The following is a 20,441-nucleotide window of genomic DNA, read 5'->3' as shown; positions in this document are numbered from 1 at the left end:
TGCCCTGCAAGAGTCAAAAACTCAAAAAGAACACGCCCCCATATAAAAACAGGGCGAAGCCAGCCAAGGCCGCGCGCCACTCTGGGTCGGCATCCTTGCTCATGCCACCCGGCGCGATGGCTACCCGGGCGCCACGCGCATAGTTGTAGACCGCCTGGCCAAACCACAGCTGCACCAACACCATGATGAAAAAACGCTGCCAGCTGCCGTCAAATCGCAAGAAACCGTTCAATAACGCTGCCAGCAATAAAGCCACGCCAATGCCATGCCGGTACTTGTACAAGTGACGGCTCATTCATCTGAGCGCCCAAACAACCGCGCCAGCCAGCCGGTTTTTTCTACGCGGGCAGGGGCAGGGGCGGGAACAACGTCTTCACTGGGATGGAGCAAGTCGCCGGGGTAATGCTCATGCCCCAGACAAGCGCTGTCATCCAGCCCGAATGCCTTGACTGCGGCAACCGCCTCAAAGCACCAGCGGCCAAAGTAGCTACCCATTTCAAGGGGATGCTTTACCGGGTCGCCATAGACATACCACCAGGGTTGCTGTTTACCGCGTCGGTTCAGCTCCGGGTACCAATGTTCCACGAACGCCCGCAACAGCGAGGCCTGCTGGTCCTGGGGCGCATCGATGGCCTTGAGCAGCCTTGCATAAGGTTTGGCGTGCAGTAGCTGTTCACCGATCACACGCCCTGGCTGGCGGGATGCAATGATTCGATCCAGCAGAACGTCCTGCCCACCTTCGCCGATCAAGGCGACGAGGCGACGCCACTGGTCGTCGGGAATTTCCAGCGCCAGCGCCAGGCTTACCAACCAGAAACACCAGATGTAGTGGTTCAGGTTCGCCAACTCGAAAGTCCAGTCACGGCAAGTCTGGAGATTATTCTCAGCACACACGCTGTCGGACTCTCGATTTGAAAGCTCCCATGCGTCTATCGCGGCGGGAAGGTAGGTAGCCATCTCTGCAACATTGCCACCACTTGAATAGACCCGAATGGCCGCACGCACATTATCTTTGGCAAAGTCGAACGTAAATTGCGCTCTGTACAGGGGGTTGGCCGAAGGTTGCGAGAGAATTTCACTGACGCGCTCAACCCATTGCCGATCCTTGGCTTCGCGATCGTCCCAATACGGCTTATCCCCCAGGGGTGCACGAATCATGGATAACCCTCATCGAAGTTTTTCTTGGGCGGGAGAATTTTCGACGTATCAACATTTTTGGCTTTGCCACGCGCATCAAGCACTTCAATTTCCGTGTCGCCATCTGGCCGGGTTCTCACCACCCACGTTTCAGTACGGTTCGCGTCCACCGCGAGCCGCACATCCCGGCTCTGATCTGCGCCAACCGAACGCTCCAGGCGATCGCCTCCGAGTATCCACGAGGCGGAACCTTGCTTGCCATCTGTAGGCTTGCCCAGCGCCGAGGAACCGGACTTCCTGTTATCACTCAAAAACTTGTATTCAATGACAAGGAAGTCGACATCCGGACGATCGACCTTGTACAGATCGTCAATACCCGTTTCACCGGTCCCCGGTACTCGCGCCAGCTTCTGCCCGTCAGGAACAATTTGCTGCACCGAGCGACCTCCAAGTAAATCGCCCATGACACTTTTCTGCTCACGGGTCAGCACCGACAGATCCATCAGCGGCTTGCCATCAGGTCCGAATCTACCGCCACTCTTGAGCAATGCCTGCTCGGCCGCTTCGTTGATGATACCGGTGAAGCGCTTGCCCACAGCCCCGGCCAGCTCGCCGGTCAGGCGGGTGGTCATCGCGCCAGCACTACCGACACCCGCACCACCCAGGCCGAGGCCCACGCCGGTAGAGGTGGCGATCATCTCGTTCTGGCGCAGCACGTCGGCGCCATAGCCCTGCATGATATGCAGGGTGTCCAGGTAGCCCTTGAGCCTCAGCTCTTCGGGCAAGCTCTGCACCGCCTCTACCGCCGCGATAAACTGCCGACCGCCACAGCTTGGGCAATTGACGGTGCTCATCGCCCAAAGCGCCGTCTTGGAACCGAAACTGGCCAGATCCTCTACGGCATTGGCAATACCCTCGGCACTGCCCTGCCCTTTGGCATTGAGAATTTCGGCCATGTTTTTCGGATCGTGCAGGTACTTGTAGGGGTCGACCAGTTCGATGTACTTGACCAGGTTCTCAACCGAGTTCCGGTCTTTCATCAGGCGCGACAGGCCCAAACGCTCATTGTTGTAATCGGCCAGGCTGACCTGGAACAGGTCGGCGCTTTTGGACTGCGAAAGCTCGCTGCGCAGGAAACTGGCCGCCGTCGTGGTGTTGCCATCCTCGACACCCAGCACGGTGTTCCAGCCGCGATCGACCATCGCCGCCGCCGTTCGCAGCAGCTCTATGCGTGCTTGCTCTTCGGTGATGCCCTGCGCTTGTGCATAGCGATCGACGCGCTCCTTGTCGGAGGCGAACTTGATCTCGTCCGGGTGCAACTGGCGGTTGTACCGATCCACGCTGGCCGCAGTGCCACCGGCAACAATGGCGCCGCCGGTGCCATGCCCGGAACCGACCGCCGTACCCACGCCGGAGGCAATCAGCGTAGCCACGGCCTTACGGTCGGCCTCTTTCATGCCACTGTCTTCCAGCGCTTGCAGAATCGAGGGCATCAGCGCCGCCGAGGCCCCTGCACCCAATGCGCCGCTCTGCACATTGCCGCTGGAAAGCCCCAACGCGGCTCCCGCCAATGCGTGCAACATAACGCGCGCGGCGCCGCCTTCGGCCCAGGCAGCCTTGGTCGCGCTGTCGATGTCTTTGCGGTTTTTCTGCTCGTCGGCAAAACTGCCGATTTTATTGAAGATATCGCTGGCCGATGTATTAGCCACGATCCCTACCGCCGTGCCGCCGGTAGCGCCGCCCAGCCCGGCCGCAATCAGCCCGGATGCAATATCGGCCATCAGTTTCTTGTCGCCACCCACCTGCCAGCGCAGCGCCTCGGCATTCGCCGCCTCGTACGCCTGGGCCGCGGCACCCGCCGTTGGCAAGCCCGCGCTGGCCTGGTCTTTTGCCTCTTGCCCAAGCTTCTTGGCTTCATCGGCCTTGGCTTTGGCCACCGTACTGATCACCCCACTGGCCAATTGCGCCGAGCTTTGGATCAGGTCGATGCGCTCCCGCATGGCCTTTTCGTCTGGACGGTCGAGCCTCTGGTTGGCGTTGGCAGTGTCGCGATTGAGCCCCACCAGGTCATTGGCGCCCTCAGGGTTGCGGACCACAATCGTGCCGTCGCTGACCGCACTGCGGGTGTGGCTGCGCTCGTCTTCCTTGAGCGCCACCGGAATGCTGCCACCCGGCGAGGTGCCACCGCTGCTGCTGAACGAAGCGGAGAGCCCCGCCGACTGGCTCTGGATCTCGCTGGTGTTCTTGATATCGCTGACGATCAGGCGATCGGTGCTCAAGCGGTTCTTCACTGCCGCCGCTTCGCTGGCAATCACCCCGCCCTGCAAGGTGGTGGTCTTGCCGACATTGATGTCGTAGCCACCGGTGCCCGCAAACAGGCCGGTCTGGTCGGTCACCGCCTGGTAGTCGCTGTTCATCTTGGCCGCCGCAATACTGGCCGAACCGGCCACAGTGGAGCCGTAGCAGAACGGTGGGATGCAGATACTGGCGCCAAAGCCTGCGCTGCTCTGCTTGCTGCGCGACGATTCGCTGTCCTGGCGCGAGAGGATGTTGAGGTTGCCGCCGATGTCGGCCTGGATGCGGTCAGCACGCACCTGGGCGCCGGCGAGGGTGGTGTCGCCCCCGCTTTTGAGCAGCAGCGAGCCGGTGTCCAGGGTGGTGTTGACCTGGGTTACCGAGTTGCCATTGCCCTTGTTCTTCGCGCCCTGTGCACCGAGGTCGAGGGTGAAGCCGTTCTGCTCGCCGATATTGAAGCTGGCGCCAATTGCAGTCCTGTTGGTCGAGCCATCGTTCTTGCGATCGACGGTGTCCTGGGCGCTTTGCAGCAACACGTTGTTCTTGGCCAGCAACAAGGTGTTGGCGGCTTTCAGGCTGCTGCCGGTGATCTCGATATTGCCCTGGGTGCCGGGCGCTTCGCCGGTGGCGACAATCGACAGATCCTGCCCGGCATTGAGCGTGCTCTGGCGCGCCGTCAGGCTGTTGTACTCACTGCTGGCCTTGCTGCGGGTATTGGCCAGTTCGGTGCCGATCTTGATCAACGAACCGTTGCTGGGTGAGCCGCCCTGCTTGTTCTTGAAGCCGGCGCTCTGGCCGTTGGCGTCCGAGGCCTGGCCACCCAGGTTGTAGGCCGCCAGGGCTGCCTGGGCGATTTTCACCGCCTTGAGGCGCGGGTCATCGGCGTTCTTCGCCGCCTCGGTGGCATCGTGAATGCTGCGCGCGGTGTCGATCACCGCACCGCCAATCACCCGGCCCACGGCCAGGCTCTTGGAGCTGTCTTGCGTGGTTTGCCGCGCGGTTTCAGCGCCGGCGGTGATGGTCACGTTGGCGCCACTGAGGTCCATGTTCTTGGTGCTCACCAGGTCACTGGCGACCACATTCAACTCACGCCCGGCAATCAACGCAACGTTGCCTTCGCTGGAGCCAATGGTGCTGCCGGTCAGGGTGGTTTCCTGGGCGGTGCCGTTGTGTTTGCTGCTGCTGATCGACAGGTGCTGATTGCCGGTGATGTCGTCCAGGCCCAGCTTATTGCCGGTCAACACGCCGGTCAGGTCGCGATTTTTTTCCTTGTGCATATCGGTGCGCGAGAAGGTGTTCTGCGCCGCATCAATCGTCAGGTCGCGCCCCGCCTGCACAGCCAGATCGCCGGTGCTGACCAGTGCCGAGCCGGTCACTGTCGCATCCTGCCCCGCTACCACGCTGACCGTCTCGCCCGAAACCATGCTGCCCACGGCCATGGTGCGTTTCTCGTCAACCTTGTCCTGGACCTTGCTCGACTTCAGCCCGCCCCAGCTGCTTTTGCTTTCCTTGCGCTCATGCCGGGCACTTTCGGCGTCGGTGACCGCGACGATTTGCACATCCTTGCCCGCCACCAGTTTTGCCGCGCCTTTGTCGGCGGCCACGCTGCTGCCCGCCAGCAGCAGGTTCTCACCGGCTACCAGGGTGCTGTTGCCCCCGGAATTGACGCTGCTGCCCACGTTGTTGACGGTGTCGGTCTCATCGAGGCGGAATTTTTTCCCCGAGGAGCTTTTCTTGGTCTTGCTGTAGAAGCTGTAGTCCTGATCTTCGGCAGCCTTTAGGGCCAGGTTCTTGCCGGCCACCAGGTACGCTTCGTTGCCGGCGCTGACGTTACTGGCCAGCAACAGCAAATCTTCGCCCGCATTCAAGGTCACGTTGCCACCGGCCTTGAGCACGGTGGAGACCTGGCTCACATGGTCCTCGATGCTCTTGACCTTTTTCGAGTTGTACGCCGAATGTTGCTCGTTGGCCGCCGCCGCCAGGTTCACATTGCGCACGCCGCCCACGCTCAGGTCGCGCTTGGCTTCGATCTGGCTGCCCACCGCGCTCACATCCCGCCCGGCGACCACATGGAAGTCCCGCCCGGCTTCAACCACCGAGCCTTGCTGGGTGATGATCTCGTGGCGCGAACGGCTGCCAATGGCGCCGTTGTCCAGGGTTTGCGCCGCGACGATATTCACGTCGCGCACCGCCTGGGCGGTGGTGTCGCCGCCACTCTTGAGCGCGCCGCCGACACTGTTGATATCGCGCCCGGCCTGCATCGCCAGGGTGCTGGCCGACTCGATGCGCGCAGCGTTGTCGATAAAGTCGCTGCGCTCGATGCGGTAGTCGCTGGCGCTCTGGTGGGTGGTGACGCTGCGCTCGTTGAGCAGGTCGGCACCGGCCACCAGGTTGACCTGCTGCCCGGCGATAATGCCGCCGGCGCGGTTGTTGAGGTTTTTGCCGGTCAGCAGGTCGAGACGGTTGCCGGCCTCCATCAGCCCGCTATTGTTCAGGTCGCCGCCCACATTGGCGCCCAGGTTGCTGGTGGCGCGCAGCGTGCCGACGTTATTGAGGTTGGCGCCGGTCATCAGGTTCAGGTCGCTGCCGGAAATCAGCGCGCCATTGGGGGCCAGGCGATTGCTGGCCTGGGCCAGGTACAACACGGGCACCAGCACTTGCTGGCCGGCGACGGTGGCGTTTTCCAGCCACACGATATCGTGGGTCAGGGCCGCGACCTGTTCGGCGGTGAGGCTCACGCCCACGGCCAGGTTCAGTTGCTGGCGGGCGCCGACCGCATTGTCCATCAGGTACTTGAACACCCCGGCGTCGCTGGTCTGGCCGTCGATAAAGCGCTGGCCGGTACGGGCGACCACGGCTTGCTGGATCAGGCGCTGCTCGTAGAAACCGTCGCCCAGGCGCTTCTGGCTGGCGTCGGGGTCGTAGCCCAGCTTGGCCAGCATGTAATCCGAGCTCATGAACTCAGCCATATTGGTCAGCTGCGCGTTGGTCTCGATCAGGTACTTTTGCGGCTTATCGGCAAACTGGCTGTTGGGCAGGCCCTGCACGCCACTGCCATCGCTGAAGTGGAACAGGCCGTTCTGCCCGGTGGGCAAGCTGAAGCCCGGCAGGCCCAGCGGGTTGACTTGTTGCTGGGCGACATCCGGTGGCAATTGCCCGTTGAGCTTCACTTGGGTGGAGAAGCCGGGAGCGTTGGTGTCGGTCTTCGCGCCGCTGCCCACGTAGGTGTAGCCGCCGCGCACCACGCTGTTATCGATACCGGCCTGGGCCTGGATGTTCACCGCGCCGCCAGCCTGGATCACCGCTGCGTAGCGCTGGTCCGCAGCCGTCAACTGAGTGGTTTTGGTCTCGCCCCACTGGCGCTCCATAGCGCCGATAAAGAACGCCATGGCCGCTTCCAGGCCGCCCAGGTTGTTGGGGTTGTAGGCCGCGCCACCGATGGAATAGCGCTGGGTAAATTGCGCGGCGGTCTGGTTGTAGCCCGACGGATCACGGGTGCGCTCGGAAGAAAACACGCGCTCGGTCAGGGTGTCGTGGGTTTCCAGGCCAAGGTTGGTCAACTGGTTGACCCGCGCCGTCAGGCTGCCGGCTGCAGCGATGCTACTGCTGCTGTTGAGCACATCACCGCCGACCAGCAGCAGGTTGGCGCCGGAGGTAATGCTGGAAGCCGCACTGGCGTCGGTAACCCTCAGGCGCTCCCGCTGGGCAATCAGGAACGGACGGTTTTCCTTGCCGCCTTCGCAGTCACCGCCGTTGACGTTTTCAATGCACTGCACCGGGCTGATCGACGCGCTATAGATCCCCGATTCGCTGGTCAGCACCGTGCGGATATTCTGGATGGTGCCGGCGGCCAGGCTCAGGTTGCCGTCACTCTGGATGCTCGACGAGCTGTTGATGATGCTGGTGGCGAACGCGCCCTTGCCGTCGCGGTCGATGCTCAGGTTGCCCATGGCGTAGATATCGGCGCCGAGGTTTTTCAGGCGCTCGACCCGCAGGCTCATATCACCGCCGCTGAACAGCAGGCCGTTCTGGTTGAGCAGGCTGCCAGTGGTCAGGGTCATGGCGCGGCCGCTGCCCAGGGTACCGAGGTTGTTCAGCGCGGCACTGGCCAGGCTGAAATCCGTGGCGCCGGTCAGGCGGCCGGTGTTGTTGAGGGTCCCACCCAGGTTCAGCTCAAGGCTGCCGTTACTGGCGATCACGCCCTGGGTGGACCAGTTCTGGCCCGTGCCCTTGATGCGGTTGGCCGCGAGCAGTTGGCCGCTGCTGGTTTGCTCAAGATTATCGACATTGACCGTGAGATTGCCGGCCTGGATCAGGCTGCTGTTGGTCCAGTTGGTTTTGTCCAGGCTCAGGTCGCCCTGGGTCACCAGGCTGCCGCCGACGTTATCGAGGTTGATCCCGGCGATATCAAACACCCCGGTACCCACATGCAACACGCTGCCGCCCTGGTTCTGGAAAGTGCCGGCGGCCAGGCTCAAGTCGGCATTGGCCGCTTCCAGCTTGCCGCCGCTGTTATCCAGCACACCGCCAATCGCCACGCGGCTTTTGCCGCTGGTACCCAGGGCACGCAATTGCCCGCCCTGGTTGCTCAGGCTGGCGGCGGTGATGTCCAGGGTGCTGGCGCTTTCGATCAGGCCACGGTTGTTGAGGGCGCCCAGCAGGCTGAGGTCGACTTGCTGACCGGCGATCTGCCCGGCGTTATCGACGCTGCCGCCACTGAGGCGCACGCGCTGGCCGGCAAACACACCGCCGTTGCCGTTGTTGAAAACACCGGCGTTGATCAGCGCATCGCCCGCCTTGGCCGAGAGTTTGCCCCCGGCGTTGTTCAGGCTGCCGACGGTGAGGTTGAGGCCGGCGTTTTCGCTGTGGATCAGGCCATCGTTGTCGTTTTGCAGCAGGCCGCTGGCGTTCAGGGTCAGCCCGGCGTTTGCCGCCAGGGTGCCGCTGTTGCGGTTGTCCACGCTGGCCGCCAATACCGTCAGCAGGGTTTGGCTGGTGAGTTTGCCGCCCTGGTTGTCGAGGGCGGCCACCCGCTCGATCGACAGCGGGCCGGCGCTGGCCAGCTTGCCGTTGCGGTTGATCAGATCGGCCAGCAGGTCGAGGGTCAGCGCACCGTTGCCGGTCAGGCTGCCGGCGCTGTTGTCCAGGCTGTTGCCGCGCAGGGTGAATGCGCCGGCGCTGTCGATGGTGCCGCCCTGGCTGTTATTGAGTGCGCCGCTGAGGGTCAGGGTTTGCGCTGCGGCGCTGGAGATCACGCCTTTGTTGCTGTTATCCAGGCTGTCGCCGGTCACGCTAAGGGTGTCGTGGCTGACCACCACGCCGCCCTGGTTATTGACCTGCGCGACATTGGCCTGCAACGCGCCATCGCTGATGATTTCGCCCTGGCTGTTGTACAGCGCAGCGGCGGTCAACTGGGTGCTGCCGCTGGTCAGCAGGCGGCCTTTGTTGCGGTTATCCACAGTGCTGGCAGTGACGTCCAGGGCCTTTCTGGCACTGATGACGCCGCCCTGGTTATCCAGGGTCTGGCTGGCCTTGACGGTGGCGCTGCGGCTGGCAACCACACTGGCGTTGTTGCGGATATCGCGGGCCTCGAGACTGACGTCGCCGGTGGTGGTGCGGGTGTTATCAGCATTCACGCCGGCTTCGATAACGCCGTTGTTGGTCAACTTGCCGCCGCTGCTCAGGCGCACCGTGTCGCGGGCCGCGAGGCTTTTCTGGGTGTTCAGGTCGCCGCTGGTTTTCACCGTCAGGGCGGTGCCGGCGTAGGCCGGGCCCTGGGCATCGAGGCTCGCCGCCTTGACGTCGATCGCGCCACTGGCCGCCGCCTGCGCCATGCTCAGGTGCCCGTTGGCATCGAGCTGGATATCGCCGGCGCTGGCCGCCAATGTGCCGTCCAGTTTTACCCCGACACCGGCCTCGGTGCCCACCAGCTTGATCGCGCCGGCGTACATGCCGCCCAGGGCCGAGGAGTCAATCGCAAGCTCCGGCTTGGCGCTGCCATCGTCGGCGCGTGCGGTGGCATTCAAGGTCTGTGCATTGACGTCGTTGCGCCCGGCAATCACGGTCAGGTTGCGCGCATTGATCTGCGCGTTGATCTTGGCCGTGCGGGTGATGATTTCGAAGCGGTCGACATTGCTCGCGTTCAAGCCCTGGCCGTCGATGGTCACCGCGCCGCCATCGACCTGGTAGCGGTCCAGGCGGCCGTTATCGAGGATCGGTTTGCCGGTGGTCAGAGTCACGTTGGGGGTGTTGATAAAGCCGCAGCCGTTGCAGGTCACGCCATAGGGGTTGGCGACGATGACCTTGGCCGACTGCCCCGCCACTTCGGTGTAGCCGCGCAACTGGCTGGCGCTGCCGCCGTTGACTTCGTTGAGGATGACATTCGCCGAGCCGCCCTTGAGGTTGGGGTTGCCGACAATAATCCCGCCCAGTTGGGTGGACTGCAACGGGCCGCCGGCGTTGTTGAGGATCACGCCATTGGGGCCGACGTTGTAGTCCTTGAACTGGTTGTGGGACAGGCCGCTGCCGTTGGGCGTGGCGATGTTCACCACCGGTACGCCATTGCCCGCCGCGCCCACCGTCGTGCCGGGGCCGCTGACCACAATGCCGTCGGCCTGGGCCAGCAGCGGCTGCCAGAACAGCGCGTTGGCCAGGATCAGCACCAGGCCGCGCTTGGGCAGGCCGCAGAACGCATCACGGCGCTTCATGGCTGAAGAAGGCAGGCGGGCAAGGAAGGCAAACTGGCGGACATCCATGTCAAATTCTCGATGCGGCTAGGCGTTGAATTACAGGTAGAAATCCATCCGGAAGTAGATCGGCGCTTCGCGCTCGCTCATCACTGCCGGACGTTCCAAAGAGTGGGCAAAGGTCACGCTGGTGCTGACGTTTTTGCCACGGGCGAACAGCTCCACGGAGTTGCTGGAAACCCGGCCGTGGACGATGTCGTTGTAGCGGTCATTGCGGATCACGCCCTGGTCGTAGCCCAGGCTCACGCCGTATTCGCCGAAGGCCGGGCGCAACCAATCCACTAGCACCGGCCGCGCCCAGCGCAGGTCGTTGCGCCAGTAGCCGCCACTGTCACCGTTGAGTTGCTGGTCCTTGAAGCCGCGCACCGAGGACGAGCCACCGAGGCTCATGCGCTGCGGGCTGAAGAGTATGTCTTCACTGCGTTGGCCGGTGGCAAGGCTGGTGAAACTGAACGACTCGCCCCACAACGTGAACGGCTGCAGGTAGCTGACGGTGGCGGTGTATTTGCGGTAGCGCGAATCGGGCTGGCGATTGCCGAACCTGTCGCGATCATCCTGGGACTGGGCATCGAGCAGACCGATACCGTTCTGCATGCCCAGGTCCATGTTGACGTAGGCACTGCCGACCCGCCGGCCGTGGTTGATGCCCACTTGCATCTCGCTCAGGCGAGTGCTGCTGTCCAGGCGGGTATCGAGCACGTAGTTATTGGTGCGCAAGTGGGCCAGGCCGACGTTGACCGAGGTCTTGCTCACGTCATCACGATGCACCACACGCTCGGCGCGCAGTTGGTGGTTCTGGCTGTCACCCGATTGCTTGAAGCTGAACGTGTCGGCCTGGCCCAGCGCGCGGTAATCGCTCTCGCTGTAGGTGTAGCTGAAGTTCCACCAGCCCCACGGCACGTTGTAATAGAACATGCCGTTCTTCGAAGTTTTCTGGTGATCGCTGATCGCATCATGGCCGCCGCGCAACACCAACTGGTCCGCCAGGCCCAGGGGGCTGTCCCACTCAAGGCCGGCGCCCCACTGCTGTTCGCCGGTGCTTTTCTGCCCGTCGTTATTGCGTGACAGGCTGGCGCGCCAGGGCTTTTGCGGAGTGTTTTTCACCAGCACCGAACTGCCACCAACGGCTTCGCCGGGGGCCAGCTCCATTTGTGCCTGGTTGGATGGCAAGCGGTTGAGCTGATCGATGGCCTGCTCGATTTCCCGCAGGTTGAGCAGGTCGCCGTTTTTGCCGGGGAAGGCCATGGCCAACTCGCGCGCCGAGATCTTGCTGTCGGCGGCGCTATTCAAGCCTTCGAGCTTGCCTTCGACCACCAACACTTGCAGATGCCCTTTGGACAAATCCTGCTGCGGCAAGTAGGCACGGCTGGTGACCATGCCCTTGTCGATGTAGTGATCGGTGACGGCCTTGAGCAGTTGGTTGAGCTGGGCCACGCCCAGGCACTGGTCGATGTAAGGCTTGATCAAGCGCTCACGCTCGGGGGCGGACAGGCTGTCGGCGCCTTTGAGTTCAATGGTCTTGATCGCGAAGCAACGGGTTTCCACCGGGGCGGTGGGCGTTGCGGGTTTGACTTCCTTGCCGGGCAATTCCTTGAGCTCTTCGAGGCGCCGGCGCTGCTCTTCAAGCAAGCGGTTTTGCCGCTCGCGGATCAGGTCCTGATCGCCAGGCGAAGTCGCGGCCACTGCGCTGTTTGACCCACAGAGGGCGAACAGGGCAATACACAGGGAATACCGAATCCGTGGCAATAACGAAGGCATGTTCGATCCATCGAATAACAAGGGGCGGCAAACTAACATCGAACTTCCACACAGCCTAAATTCCCGGCTAGTTGAAGCTAAAAATTAAATCACCAATAAGTTGCTGATTAATAACGATAAAAACTATCAGCAACAATTAAATGCTTGTATTCGGAATTTTTATTCCGACAAGCGGTATCAGTTTTGATACAGCTTTCGGCGCAACTTGAAAGTTGCCACTAGTTAGCCATCAATGTTGTGCCGAGATGGTTTAGTAGCCAAATAAGCGGAAAAGTTCGCGGTTATTTTGTGAATTGGATCCCATTTCTGACGATAGGTACCGCAGATCCCTCCCTGTAAGAGCTGGCTTGCCAGCGATGACGGCCGCGAGACCGCCGCAGAGTGTCAGATACCCAACGTCATCGTTGACGACCATCGCCGGCAAGCCGGCTCCTACCCAACGCGTTCCGCCACCAGCTTCAGCTCCCGCCGTTGTGCCGTCACCGCCTGCACCCCGCCCTCCTGGTCGTTATGAATCACCAACACCCCCGGCCGGCGCAGTTGCTCAAGCTCCCCCGCCGCCAACCGGAAGCTCTCGCTCAGGCCGTGATCACTCAAGGCCTTGCCCGCAGCCCGGCGCTGGGCGAAGCGCTTGCCGCGCCGCTGCTGGTAGCGCGCCCAACTGATCAGCAGTACCGCATTGAACAGGGCGATCCACAGGTAGATCTGCAAGGTGTTCAGCGCAGCAAAGATCGGGGCGTCGATGCGTGGGCCGCCGTGGCTGTCGAGCATCGGCACCAGCCCGCGCACCAGCAGGATCACCAGCCCGGCCCAGGCCAGCAGGGTCAGGAAAATATCGATGGCCTGCATCACAGGCCGCTGTGGGGTACGGATCAGGTTCATGGCTTCACTTCCTTGGCAGGTGCCTTGATGCCGCGATCCGGGCTGACCCAGCGCGCGCGTTTTTGATGTTGGCGGAACAGGACTTTGGGAAAGCTGACCAGGGTGGTGAACAGGCTCACCAGCCAGAACACCAGCGGGTACCAGACGGTCCAGAACAGGGTTTTCCACAGGCCGCGCTCGTAGCGCCGGTCAATCATGATGCTCACGGCGAACTGCACCAGGCACACCACCGCCAGCAGCAAGCCGGTGAAGGCCGGTGGCATCAGCGAGCTGACGGCAATCGCCTCAGGCAACGGCACCACTTTGCCCACGCCCCAGAAGATCACCGACAGCAGGAAGGTGAAGGCCCAGCCGGTGGACAGGCAGTATTCGAACAGCAGCGGCCACAGGTAGCGGTGGCGCCATTGCCAGATCCCGCGAATGTTCTTGAACAGCACCTCGGCACCACCCTGGGCCCAGCGCAGGCGCTGCTTCCACAGGCCACCGAGGGTTTCCGGCATGAGGATCCAGCACAGCGCGCGCGGCTCGTAGAAGATGCTCCAGTGGTCCAGTTGCAGCTTCCAGCTCACGTCGATGTCTTCGGTGATCATGTCGGTGCTCCAGTAGTCGACCCGGTCCAGGGCCGCCCGCCGAAACGCCACCACTACGCCGGACACAGTGAAAATCCGCCCGAAGACCCGCTGGGTGCGCTTGATCAGACCAATGATCGAAGAGAACTCGCCCACCTGTACCCGACCGATCAAGGTCGAGCGCGTGCGGATGCGCGGGTTGCCGGTGACCGCGCCAAGCCGTGGGTTGTCGAGCATCGGCGCCACCAGGTAGGCGGCGGCATTGCGGTCGAGCAAGGCGTCGCCGTCGATGCATACCAAGTATTCGCTGCGCGCCGCCACGGCGCCCATGCGCAAGGCCACGGCCTTGCCCTGGTTTTGCGCCAGGTGCAACACGCGCAGGCGCGGCTCTTGCAGCGCCAGGGCATCGAGTACTTCGGCGGTGTTGTCGCTGGAGCCGTCGTTGATCGCAATCACTTCCAGGTTGCGATAACGCTGGGCCAACGCCGCGCCGATGGTCTCGGCGGCGTTGTCGCCTTCGTTGTAGCAAGGGATCAGGATCGAGATCAGCGGCTCGCCCTTGAGCGCCGGCGCCGGGGTGTCATCGGACCACGGCCAGTGGCGCTCCCAGTGCAGCCAGAAATACACGCCACCGGCGATCCACAGCCCGGACATAAACAACGGGTAGAAAAACACGAACTCCATCAGGAACTGCCCGGTGACCAGGAACATCAGGCCCAGGGGCACCCCCAACACCAATGCCAACACGAGAAGAGCAAGGATTCTGTCGAACATGAGTCAAGGATTCCATTTGTTGGAAAGGGCCGGACGCACGGTGTTCAGATCCGGCGAATTCTCCAGGAAGTTGTCGGGGTAGTAGCCAAAACTGCTGGCACCCTGGCGCTTGAGCACACCCATCCACTCCGCCATTTGCACGCCGGAAATGTCCGGGGCGGCTGGAGTGCGCCAATCCTTGGCCTGTAGCTCGAAGACCGTGCGTTGCATCGCACCGGGCCGGGCCTTGACCGTGGCCACGAGCTTTTCCAACCAGGCGTTGGAGTTTTTCAGCGACTGGCCTTCCATCAAGGGCATCGCCATCGGCGCGGTCCAGTCGTAGTGCTTGAGGAAGTCGTCGAGGTTCTGCGCAAACCAGGCTTCGCTGGCCGGGTTGAGCATCGGCTCGGCGAAGATATTGCGCGCGGTGAGCACTTCCGGGCCGCGCAGGGTGCGGACCTTGGCGGTCAGTTCATGGGTGAAGTCGATCAGGTAGCGACTCTTGAAACGGGTCCAGCGCTGCATCGCCTCAGGGTCGGCACGCAGCGCCTGGATGCTGCCCGGCAGGCCGTTGGCGGCGTAGGTTTTCAGGGCTTGGGGGCTGGCGTCTTCAAAGTCCGAGAGCACGGCGTCGTCGTGGAACAACACGCCGTGGATAGCGCTGGTACGGGCCAGGTCTTCGTAGATCTCACCGATGACTTTGCGCACTTGGGGATCGAATGGCGACAGGCGCTGGTACTGTTTCGGGTCGACGGCTACCTTGCCGGTGGCCGGGTCCCAACGGCTGACGCGGGGCAGCTTGGGGTCCAGGGCAAAGCTGAGCACGGGCATCCAGGCGTAGACCTTGACCAGGCCGCCACGGGTGTGCAGCTGCCAACTGACGCGGTTGAACAGGTCGGCACGCATCGGCAGATGGCGGTTGGGGAAGTACAGCGAACGCGCCAGGCCATCACCCTTGGGGTCGGCGAAGGCCTGGAGGAACACGGTGTCGACGCCCATGTCCAGCACACGCTGGACCAGCGCATCGAGGTTGCGCGCTTCCTGCGCCTTGTCCGGGTCGTAGACATGATCGAGGTCCACATGCAGCACGCGCATCGGCGCTTTGACCTGCGCCGAGACCATGCTGTTGGCGAAGTCCTCGCCGTACGGGTCGTTGTCCACCAGAAAGCGCGGGCTGCTCATCAAGTTGCCGAGGTTATCGAGGCCGTCCTCCAGGGTCAGGGCCATCTGGTAGCCCTGCTCACCCACCACCGCCAGGGAGGTGCCATCCGCCGCCCCATACGGCCATACCCATACACGCGGGGCCTTGCCGGTAACGGCGCGGATCTTGTTGGAAATCGCCGCGACGTCGGCGCGCATCCGTGCCTGGAACTGCGCTTCGGATTCATAACTGCCGGTGACCGGGTCATAGCGCCGGGTGGCGGCGGCCGGTTGCAGGTTGCCCTGGGGGTTGGCCAGCACGCCCTTGTGGTTGGCGTCGGTGTGGGCAGCGATTTCCACCAGGCCCGATTGCGCCACTTCGCGCACTTGTTGCCAGGTCAGAAACTCCGCGCGGTCACGCGGCACGCCGGCAAAATCCACCGGTTGGTTCAACGGCGTGTCGACCCAACTGCCCACCGGCGCCAGCACGGCCGGCCACTGGTAGGCACGCAGGATCGGCATGACACGGGTGTAGAAGCTCGAATAGCCGTCGTCGAAGCTGAGCATGACGGCTTTGGCCGGCAGCTCTGGCCCACCGGCGCGGGCGGCGAGGACCTGGTCGACGCTGACCGCCTGGTAGCCGTTCTCGCGCAGCCAGGACAACTGTTCGATCAGGCGTTCGGTGCGCACCGCCACCACTCTCTGGTCGGGGTCACGGTCGTTGACATCGTGGTAGGCAATGCCCAGGAAATGGTTTTTCGGCCACGGCGCTTCGTTGACCGGTTTGAGTCGTTCAGCAGGTGGCGTAAAAGGCGCGGGCGACTGGGCACAGGCACTGCTCAGCAGAAAGCCCAGGGCCAGCAGGCAACGGGAAACAAGGGTCATGATCGGACTCTTCTAGAAACGGTAAGTGAGGTCGACGATCAGGCGCACATCGCTTTCGCGCTCACCGTCATAAGGTCGGTTGATCCAGCTCAGGTTGGCGCCGGTCTCCAGTACGTCGTTCCAGCGATAACGCTGGCCGTAACTGAGCAAACCAATGGCGCCGGTGGCGTAATCGCGCTGGCTGTAGGTGCCCGCACCGGCCTGGAACTGCTGACTCCACTGGGTTTCGTAGCGGTGATAAAGCACATGGTTGACGCTCACCGTGGGCAGCACGCTGAAGTCTGAACGCGGGTTGAAATACGCCGCTTCTTCCTTGCTGTTGCGGCTGGTGGCGACTTCCAGGCCAAGGTCCACTTGCACGCCCGGCGAGCGGTAGACGCCCTCACGGCCGATGAGCGACGCTTCGACACGGTCGTTACCGTCACTGAAGTGGGACGGGCTCAGCGCCAGTTTCCACTCACGGCTCTCGTTGGCGCTCCAGCGGATAAACCCGCTACCGCCGTTGGCGGTGACGTTGGCATTGAGCGCGCGCAACGGCGTGCTGGCGGCCAGGTAGTCAAGGCTGCCCCCGTACTGCCAGTGGTCGTTGATGTCCCGGGCAATCGCCAGGCGCGCGCCTTGCTTGGTGCCTTTGCCGTAGGAGTGATTGGAGACTTCGGCCTCCAGGGTCATATCACGGGTACGCCGCTCCACCCCCAGGCGCTGCCAGCGGTGGTGGCCGGTGCCTTCTTCAAAGTCGGCGGTGGCGTAGCCGATACCGCCGAATATCCGCCAGTCTTCATCGATGGGCGGGCTGTAGAGCAGGGTTTCGATCCCCCAGTCGCGACTGCCGGAGACCGCCCCGCCGCCATGGCTTTTGCCGGTTTCGGCCTCGATGCGCAGCTCGGCCATCTCATGCACCTTGCGCAGGCGCTGCAGGCGTTGGACCTGGCGATTGTCCGGGGCGCGGGCGACCACGTCATCGGCGAGCACATCGAGCTGGCGCCACTCCTGCAGATCCAGCGCGTTGTAGCCTTGGGAGACTTCCAGGTCGATATGGCGCGGGTTCTGGTTTTCGGCGTTCTTGAGGGCAACTTCGGCACGCCGCGGCCAGGCGCGGGCGCGGAACATGTCCGCCTGGGCCACACGCATGCCGACATTGCCAGGCGAGGTGCGCACCAGGGTTTCCAGGCTTTTTTCACTGGTCGGCAGATCGGCGCCGTAGGTCGCGGCCTGGGCCGCCAGTTGCTGGGCGGCCAACCATGCATCGTTGGGGTTACCGAGGGGCAGGCCCTTGAGTTCAACCCGAGGTTTTTGCGTGCTCGCCAGGTCGTTGGCGACGGCGCGGGCTTCGCGGGTCTGGTCGTTTTCCAGCAAGGAGTAGTACAGCGCGGTGCTGTCGACCACTTGGTTGCTGGGGTCGGCGTCCGGCGCAATCACCGCCTGGCGATACAGCGGCGCAGCCTTTTCCGGCAGGCGTTGATCGAGGTAGGCGGCGGCCACCCAGCGCAGGGCGTAGTTGGGCAGTTGCACGCCTTGAGCTTGCAAGGCTTCGTAGTCGTGGAGCACCTCGGCGGTACGTGCGCGGGCCTTGAGCGCGCCCAGGCGGTCGATGCGCCAGCGCACCACATCGTCATGGGCACTGGCGTCCGGGGTCCAGGTGGCGAGCAGTTGGTCGTAATCCTTGAGGGCACGGTCGGCGATCACAAAGCGTTCGCTTTCACTGCGCGTCGGGAATTCAGCCAGGCGCACGCGTTCGGCAGCCAGGTCACCTTCCAGGCGGCGCTGGGTCACCGGGTCCAGCAGGCCGGGGTGGCGGGCGCTCAGGCGCAGGGCCGGTTCCGGCATACGTGCACGTTGCAGGGCGATCAGGTATTCGCGCACCACCTCGGGCTGGTTGCCGGCGCGGATAAACGCCTGGTCGAATTCGAACAGCGAATCATAGGGCTGCCCGGCACGGGACAACGCGTAGCCCAGGGCCATGCGACGCTGGACATCCTCAGGCTTGGCCGCCACCAGGGTGCGCGCACGCTGTACGGCCTCGGCGGTTTTGCCGCCGTCGGCCAGGGTCATGGCCAGGCCCAGTTGCAGGTCCGGGTTGTTCGGTTCGCGCAGCAAGGCCTGGCGATACACCGCCTCGGCGGGCGCCCAACGCTGTTGATTGCGGTAGGTGCGGGCCACGGTGGTCAGCGCTTGGGTGGTCAGTTGGCGCTGGCGCCCCTGGGTCTCATAGACCTTGAGCACTTCGTCATCCTGGCGCGCCCAACTGGCAATCAGCAGGTGATCGCTGACCTGGCCAGAGGTCTGGCGCTCGGCAGGCAATTGGCGCAGCAGGTTGAGCGCCGGCGTGTAGTTGCCGGTACGGGCCTGGCGAATCAGGGAATCATAGGCAGGATCGGCCACGGCCAGAGTCGGCAGCAACAAGGCAGCGCCGATCAATAGACGCAGGCGGCCAGGGCCAGTGGGAGAGAAATTACGCAACATGTCGTCAGCTTCCTTACTTGGAAAGCTGTAGCGATAGGTTCGCCTGTACAACACGCATCAGGCCGCCGGTGTCTGATGACCCGGCCAAGCTTTCCTGGGGCGCAATATCCCTGAGAAGGATGTGGAATAGGGCAAATCAGGACAATTGTTCAGAATCGTCCTACAAACCAGTGGAGATCAAATGTGGGGCTTGTGTAGGAGCTGGCTTGCCGGCGATGGCATCACCTCGGTGTTTCAGTGAAACAGAGGTGATGCCATCGCCGGCAAGCCAGCTCCTACACAGACCGTATTTCTACAGGGAGCGGGCGGCCTTACTGCGCGCCGCTGACCGCACCCAGTTTGCCCAGTACGCCGCCGATAAACTGCTCGACGGTCATTTTCTGGCCATTGAAGGTCACTTCATTGTTGGCGTAGTGCAGCTTGGCCAGGATGTCGTTGCCTTCCAGGGTCGCCAACTGCGTGCCAACAGCCATGCCGCTGACCATCTCGCTGGCCATCTGCGATTGCTGCTCGATGGCTTTCGGGTCGGTCACGCCACCGATCTGCGCTTGCAGGGCAGCCACATCAGAGATCATCGGCTTGGACAGGGTCAGGTTGGCATCCAGCAGGGTGATCATCTGCTTGGCCAGTTCAACCGGCGGCAGCTCCATGGTGGACGGCTTGGTCAGGTCCACCACCAGGTTGAAGCGGCTTTCGCCATTGGCGGTCTTCAGGGACAGGTTTTCCAGAGCCACTTGCGGCTTGGCGGCCAGCAGCAGGTCAACGTTGGCCTGGGCCAGCACCTGCTCGGCTTCGCTCAGTTGCAGTTCTGGGATCGGTTGGCCGGCAGCCTGGGCAGCCTGCACCGGTTGCATCTTGTCCTGATAGAGCTTGGTCAGCACCATGGTCGATGGCACGTCGATGTTCTTAACGCTCACGGCCATGGCCGCCGAACCCACGGGTTTGCCCTGGTATCCGATCTCGGTGATTTTGTAGTCGACGCGACCGCTGAGGTTGTTGTCCTTGGTATCGCTGCTGTCTTTCTGCTCAAAACCTTTGACGGTCAGCACGGCTTGTTCCGGGCCAAAGGTGAACGTGCTGTTGCTCAACACGACGGTATTCTGGCCGACATAAAAGCCGAAGTTGCTCTTGGTCAAGTTACTGGCGAGGGTCAAGCCATTGAGCTCTGCCTGGAACGGTGCCCCCTTGGGGTCGACCAGGGAGACCTTGAGGGCGTCCATGTAACCGTCGACCTTGATCTCTGTCGCCTTTTCGGTGTTGAAGTAGTCCATGTTCAGGCCGGAGAAGGTGACACTGGTGGTGCCGTCCTTGTACTCCAGGGGCAGCAGCTCCAGGTTGCCGTTGACCGAACGGTTGAAGCCGATGTTGGCCACGCCCTTGACCGGCGAAACGTCCTTGGTGGCGGCGAACCATTTTTCGGTGGTCGGGTTCTTCTCAAGCGCCAAATGGCTGGTAGCCAGCACCGGCCACCACTTCAGGGTTACCAGGCGCGAGAAGGGCAGCGGGCCGTGTTCGATACGGTCGACAAACAGCAGTTCGCTGTCTTTGAACTGTTCACCGAATGCCGCACCTTCAGCCTTGAGACGGAAGTGGCCGGTGCTGCTGAACCAGCCGCGGTCCAGGGAGACCATCTCCAGGGTCATGCGGCCATCGACACCGGCCAGGGAGCGTTCCATCTCCTTGTTGGCGTCTTCGATCGTGGTTTTCAGCACCCCTTCCAACTGGCTGCCGGTGTACCAGGCACCGCCAGCACTGACCACGCCGACGGCGGCAACAAAACCCAAGAGTACAACGGCTGATTTATTCATGAAGT

At 62.8% G+C, this 20,441-nt stretch carries 9 protein-coding genes; all 9 read right to left on the bottom strand.

All coding sequences use genetic code 11. The features are described from left to right. Nucleotides 1-13 precede the first annotated feature (13 nt). The 9 genes from ACSSVH_RS00805 to ACSSVH_RS00765 all read right to left on the bottom strand — a co-directional run bounded on the left by ACSSVH_RS00805 (nt 14) and on the right by ACSSVH_RS00765 (nt 20,436). Nucleotides 14-295 carry a hypothetical protein gene (locus tag ACSSVH_RS00805; protein ID WP_492633950.1) on the bottom strand — a complete coding sequence of 94 codons (282 nt, stop codon included), beginning with the start codon at nt 293-295 and terminating at the stop codon, nt 14-16. Further along, on the bottom strand, nt 292-1,158 hold the full coding sequence (locus tag ACSSVH_RS00800) for a PoNi-like cognate immunity protein (protein ID WP_492633949.1): 867 nt from the start codon (nt 1,156-1,158) through the stop codon (nt 292-294). Before ACSSVH_RS00800 ends, ACSSVH_RS00805 begins: the two co-directional genes overlap by 4 nt. Further along, nucleotides 1,155-10,187, bottom strand: coding sequence for a hemagglutinin repeat-containing protein (locus ACSSVH_RS00795; protein WP_492633948.1), 9,033 nt, complete (start codon nt 10,185-10,187; stop codon nt 1,155-1,157). The genes ACSSVH_RS00800 and ACSSVH_RS00795 overlap by 4 nt, the downstream gene beginning before the upstream one ends. A gap of 30 nt (nt 10,188-10,217) precedes the next feature. Then, nucleotides 10,218-11,936 carry a ShlB/FhaC/HecB family hemolysin secretion/activation protein gene (locus tag ACSSVH_RS00790; RefSeq protein WP_492633947.1) on the bottom strand — a complete coding sequence of 573 codons (1,719 nt, stop codon included), beginning with the start codon at nt 11,934-11,936 and terminating at the stop codon, nt 10,218-10,220. A 432-nt stretch (nt 11,937-12,368) separates the two neighbouring features. Continuing rightward, complete coding sequence (gene pgaD, locus ACSSVH_RS00785) at nt 12,369-12,818, bottom strand: poly-beta-1,6-N-acetyl-D-glucosamine biosynthesis protein PgaD (RefSeq protein ID WP_169953978.1); 450 nt, start codon at nt 12,816-12,818, stop codon at nt 12,369-12,371. Then, a complete protein-coding gene (gene pgaC / locus ACSSVH_RS00780) occupies nt 12,815-14,161 on the bottom strand; it encodes a poly-beta-1,6-N-acetyl-D-glucosamine synthase (protein ID WP_169953979.1) in 1,347 nt (448 codons plus the stop codon). The genes pgaD and pgaC overlap by 4 nt, the downstream gene beginning before the upstream one ends. A gap of 3 nt (nt 14,162-14,164) precedes the next feature. After that, nucleotides 14,165-16,165: a poly-beta-1,6-N-acetyl-D-glucosamine N-deacetylase PgaB gene (pgaB, locus tag ACSSVH_RS00775; RefSeq protein WP_170042295.1), complete on the bottom strand. Its 2,001-nt coding sequence runs from the start codon at nt 16,163-16,165 to the stop codon at nt 14,165-14,167. A 12-nt stretch (nt 16,166-16,177) separates the two neighbouring features. Beyond that, complete coding sequence (gene pgaA, locus ACSSVH_RS00770) at nt 16,178-18,628, bottom strand: poly-beta-1,6 N-acetyl-D-glucosamine export porin PgaA (RefSeq protein ID WP_492633946.1); 2,451 nt, start codon at nt 18,626-18,628, stop codon at nt 16,178-16,180. 311 nt (nt 18,629-18,939) lie between these two features. Further along, the gene (locus ACSSVH_RS00765; RefSeq protein ID WP_169953981.1) at nt 18,940-20,436 is read right to left on the bottom strand and encodes a YdgA family protein; all 1,497 of its coding nucleotides are present in this window, start codon (nt 20,434-20,436) and stop codon (nt 18,940-18,942) included. Nucleotides 20,437-20,441: the final 5 nt, after the last annotated feature.

The organism is Pseudomonas sp. HC1(2025) (assembly GCF_058742075.1).
This window is presented reverse-complemented; position numbering and strand designations above follow the sequence as displayed.

Bases quoted from the DNA above. Each gene is read 5' to 3' on its own strand.
- ACSSVH_RS00790 (WP_492633947.1), bottom strand. From the start codon at position 11,936: ATGCCTTCGTTATTGCCACGGATTCGGTATTCCCTGTGTATTGCCCTG.
- ACSSVH_RS00795 (WP_492633948.1), bottom strand. From the start codon at position 10,187: ATGGATGTCCGCCAGTTTGCCTTCCTTGCCCGCCTGCCTTCTTCAGCC.
- ACSSVH_RS00800 (WP_492633949.1), bottom strand. From the start codon at position 1,158: ATGATTCGTGCACCCCTGGGGGATAAGCCGTATTGGGACGATCGCGAA.
- pgaB (WP_170042295.1), bottom strand. From the start codon at position 16,165: ATGACCCTTGTTTCCCGTTGCCTGCTGGCCCTGGGCTTTCTGCTGAGC.
- pgaA (WP_492633946.1), bottom strand. From the start codon at position 18,628: ATGTTGCGTAATTTCTCTCCCACTGGCCCTGGCCGCCTGCGTCTATTG.
- pgaC (WP_169953979.1), bottom strand. From the start codon at position 14,161: ATGTTCGACAGAATCCTTGCTCTTCTCGTGTTGGCATTGGTGTTGGGG.
- pgaD (WP_169953978.1), bottom strand. From the start codon at position 12,818: ATGAACCTGATCCGTACCCCACAGCGGCCTGTGATGCAGGCCATCGAT.
- ACSSVH_RS00805 (WP_492633950.1), bottom strand. From the start codon at position 295: ATGAGCCGTCACTTGTACAAGTACCGGCATGGCATTGGCGTGGCTTTA.
- ACSSVH_RS00765 (WP_169953981.1), bottom strand. From the start codon at position 20,436: ATGAATAAATCAGCCGTTGTACTCTTGGGTTTTGTTGCCGCCGTCGGC.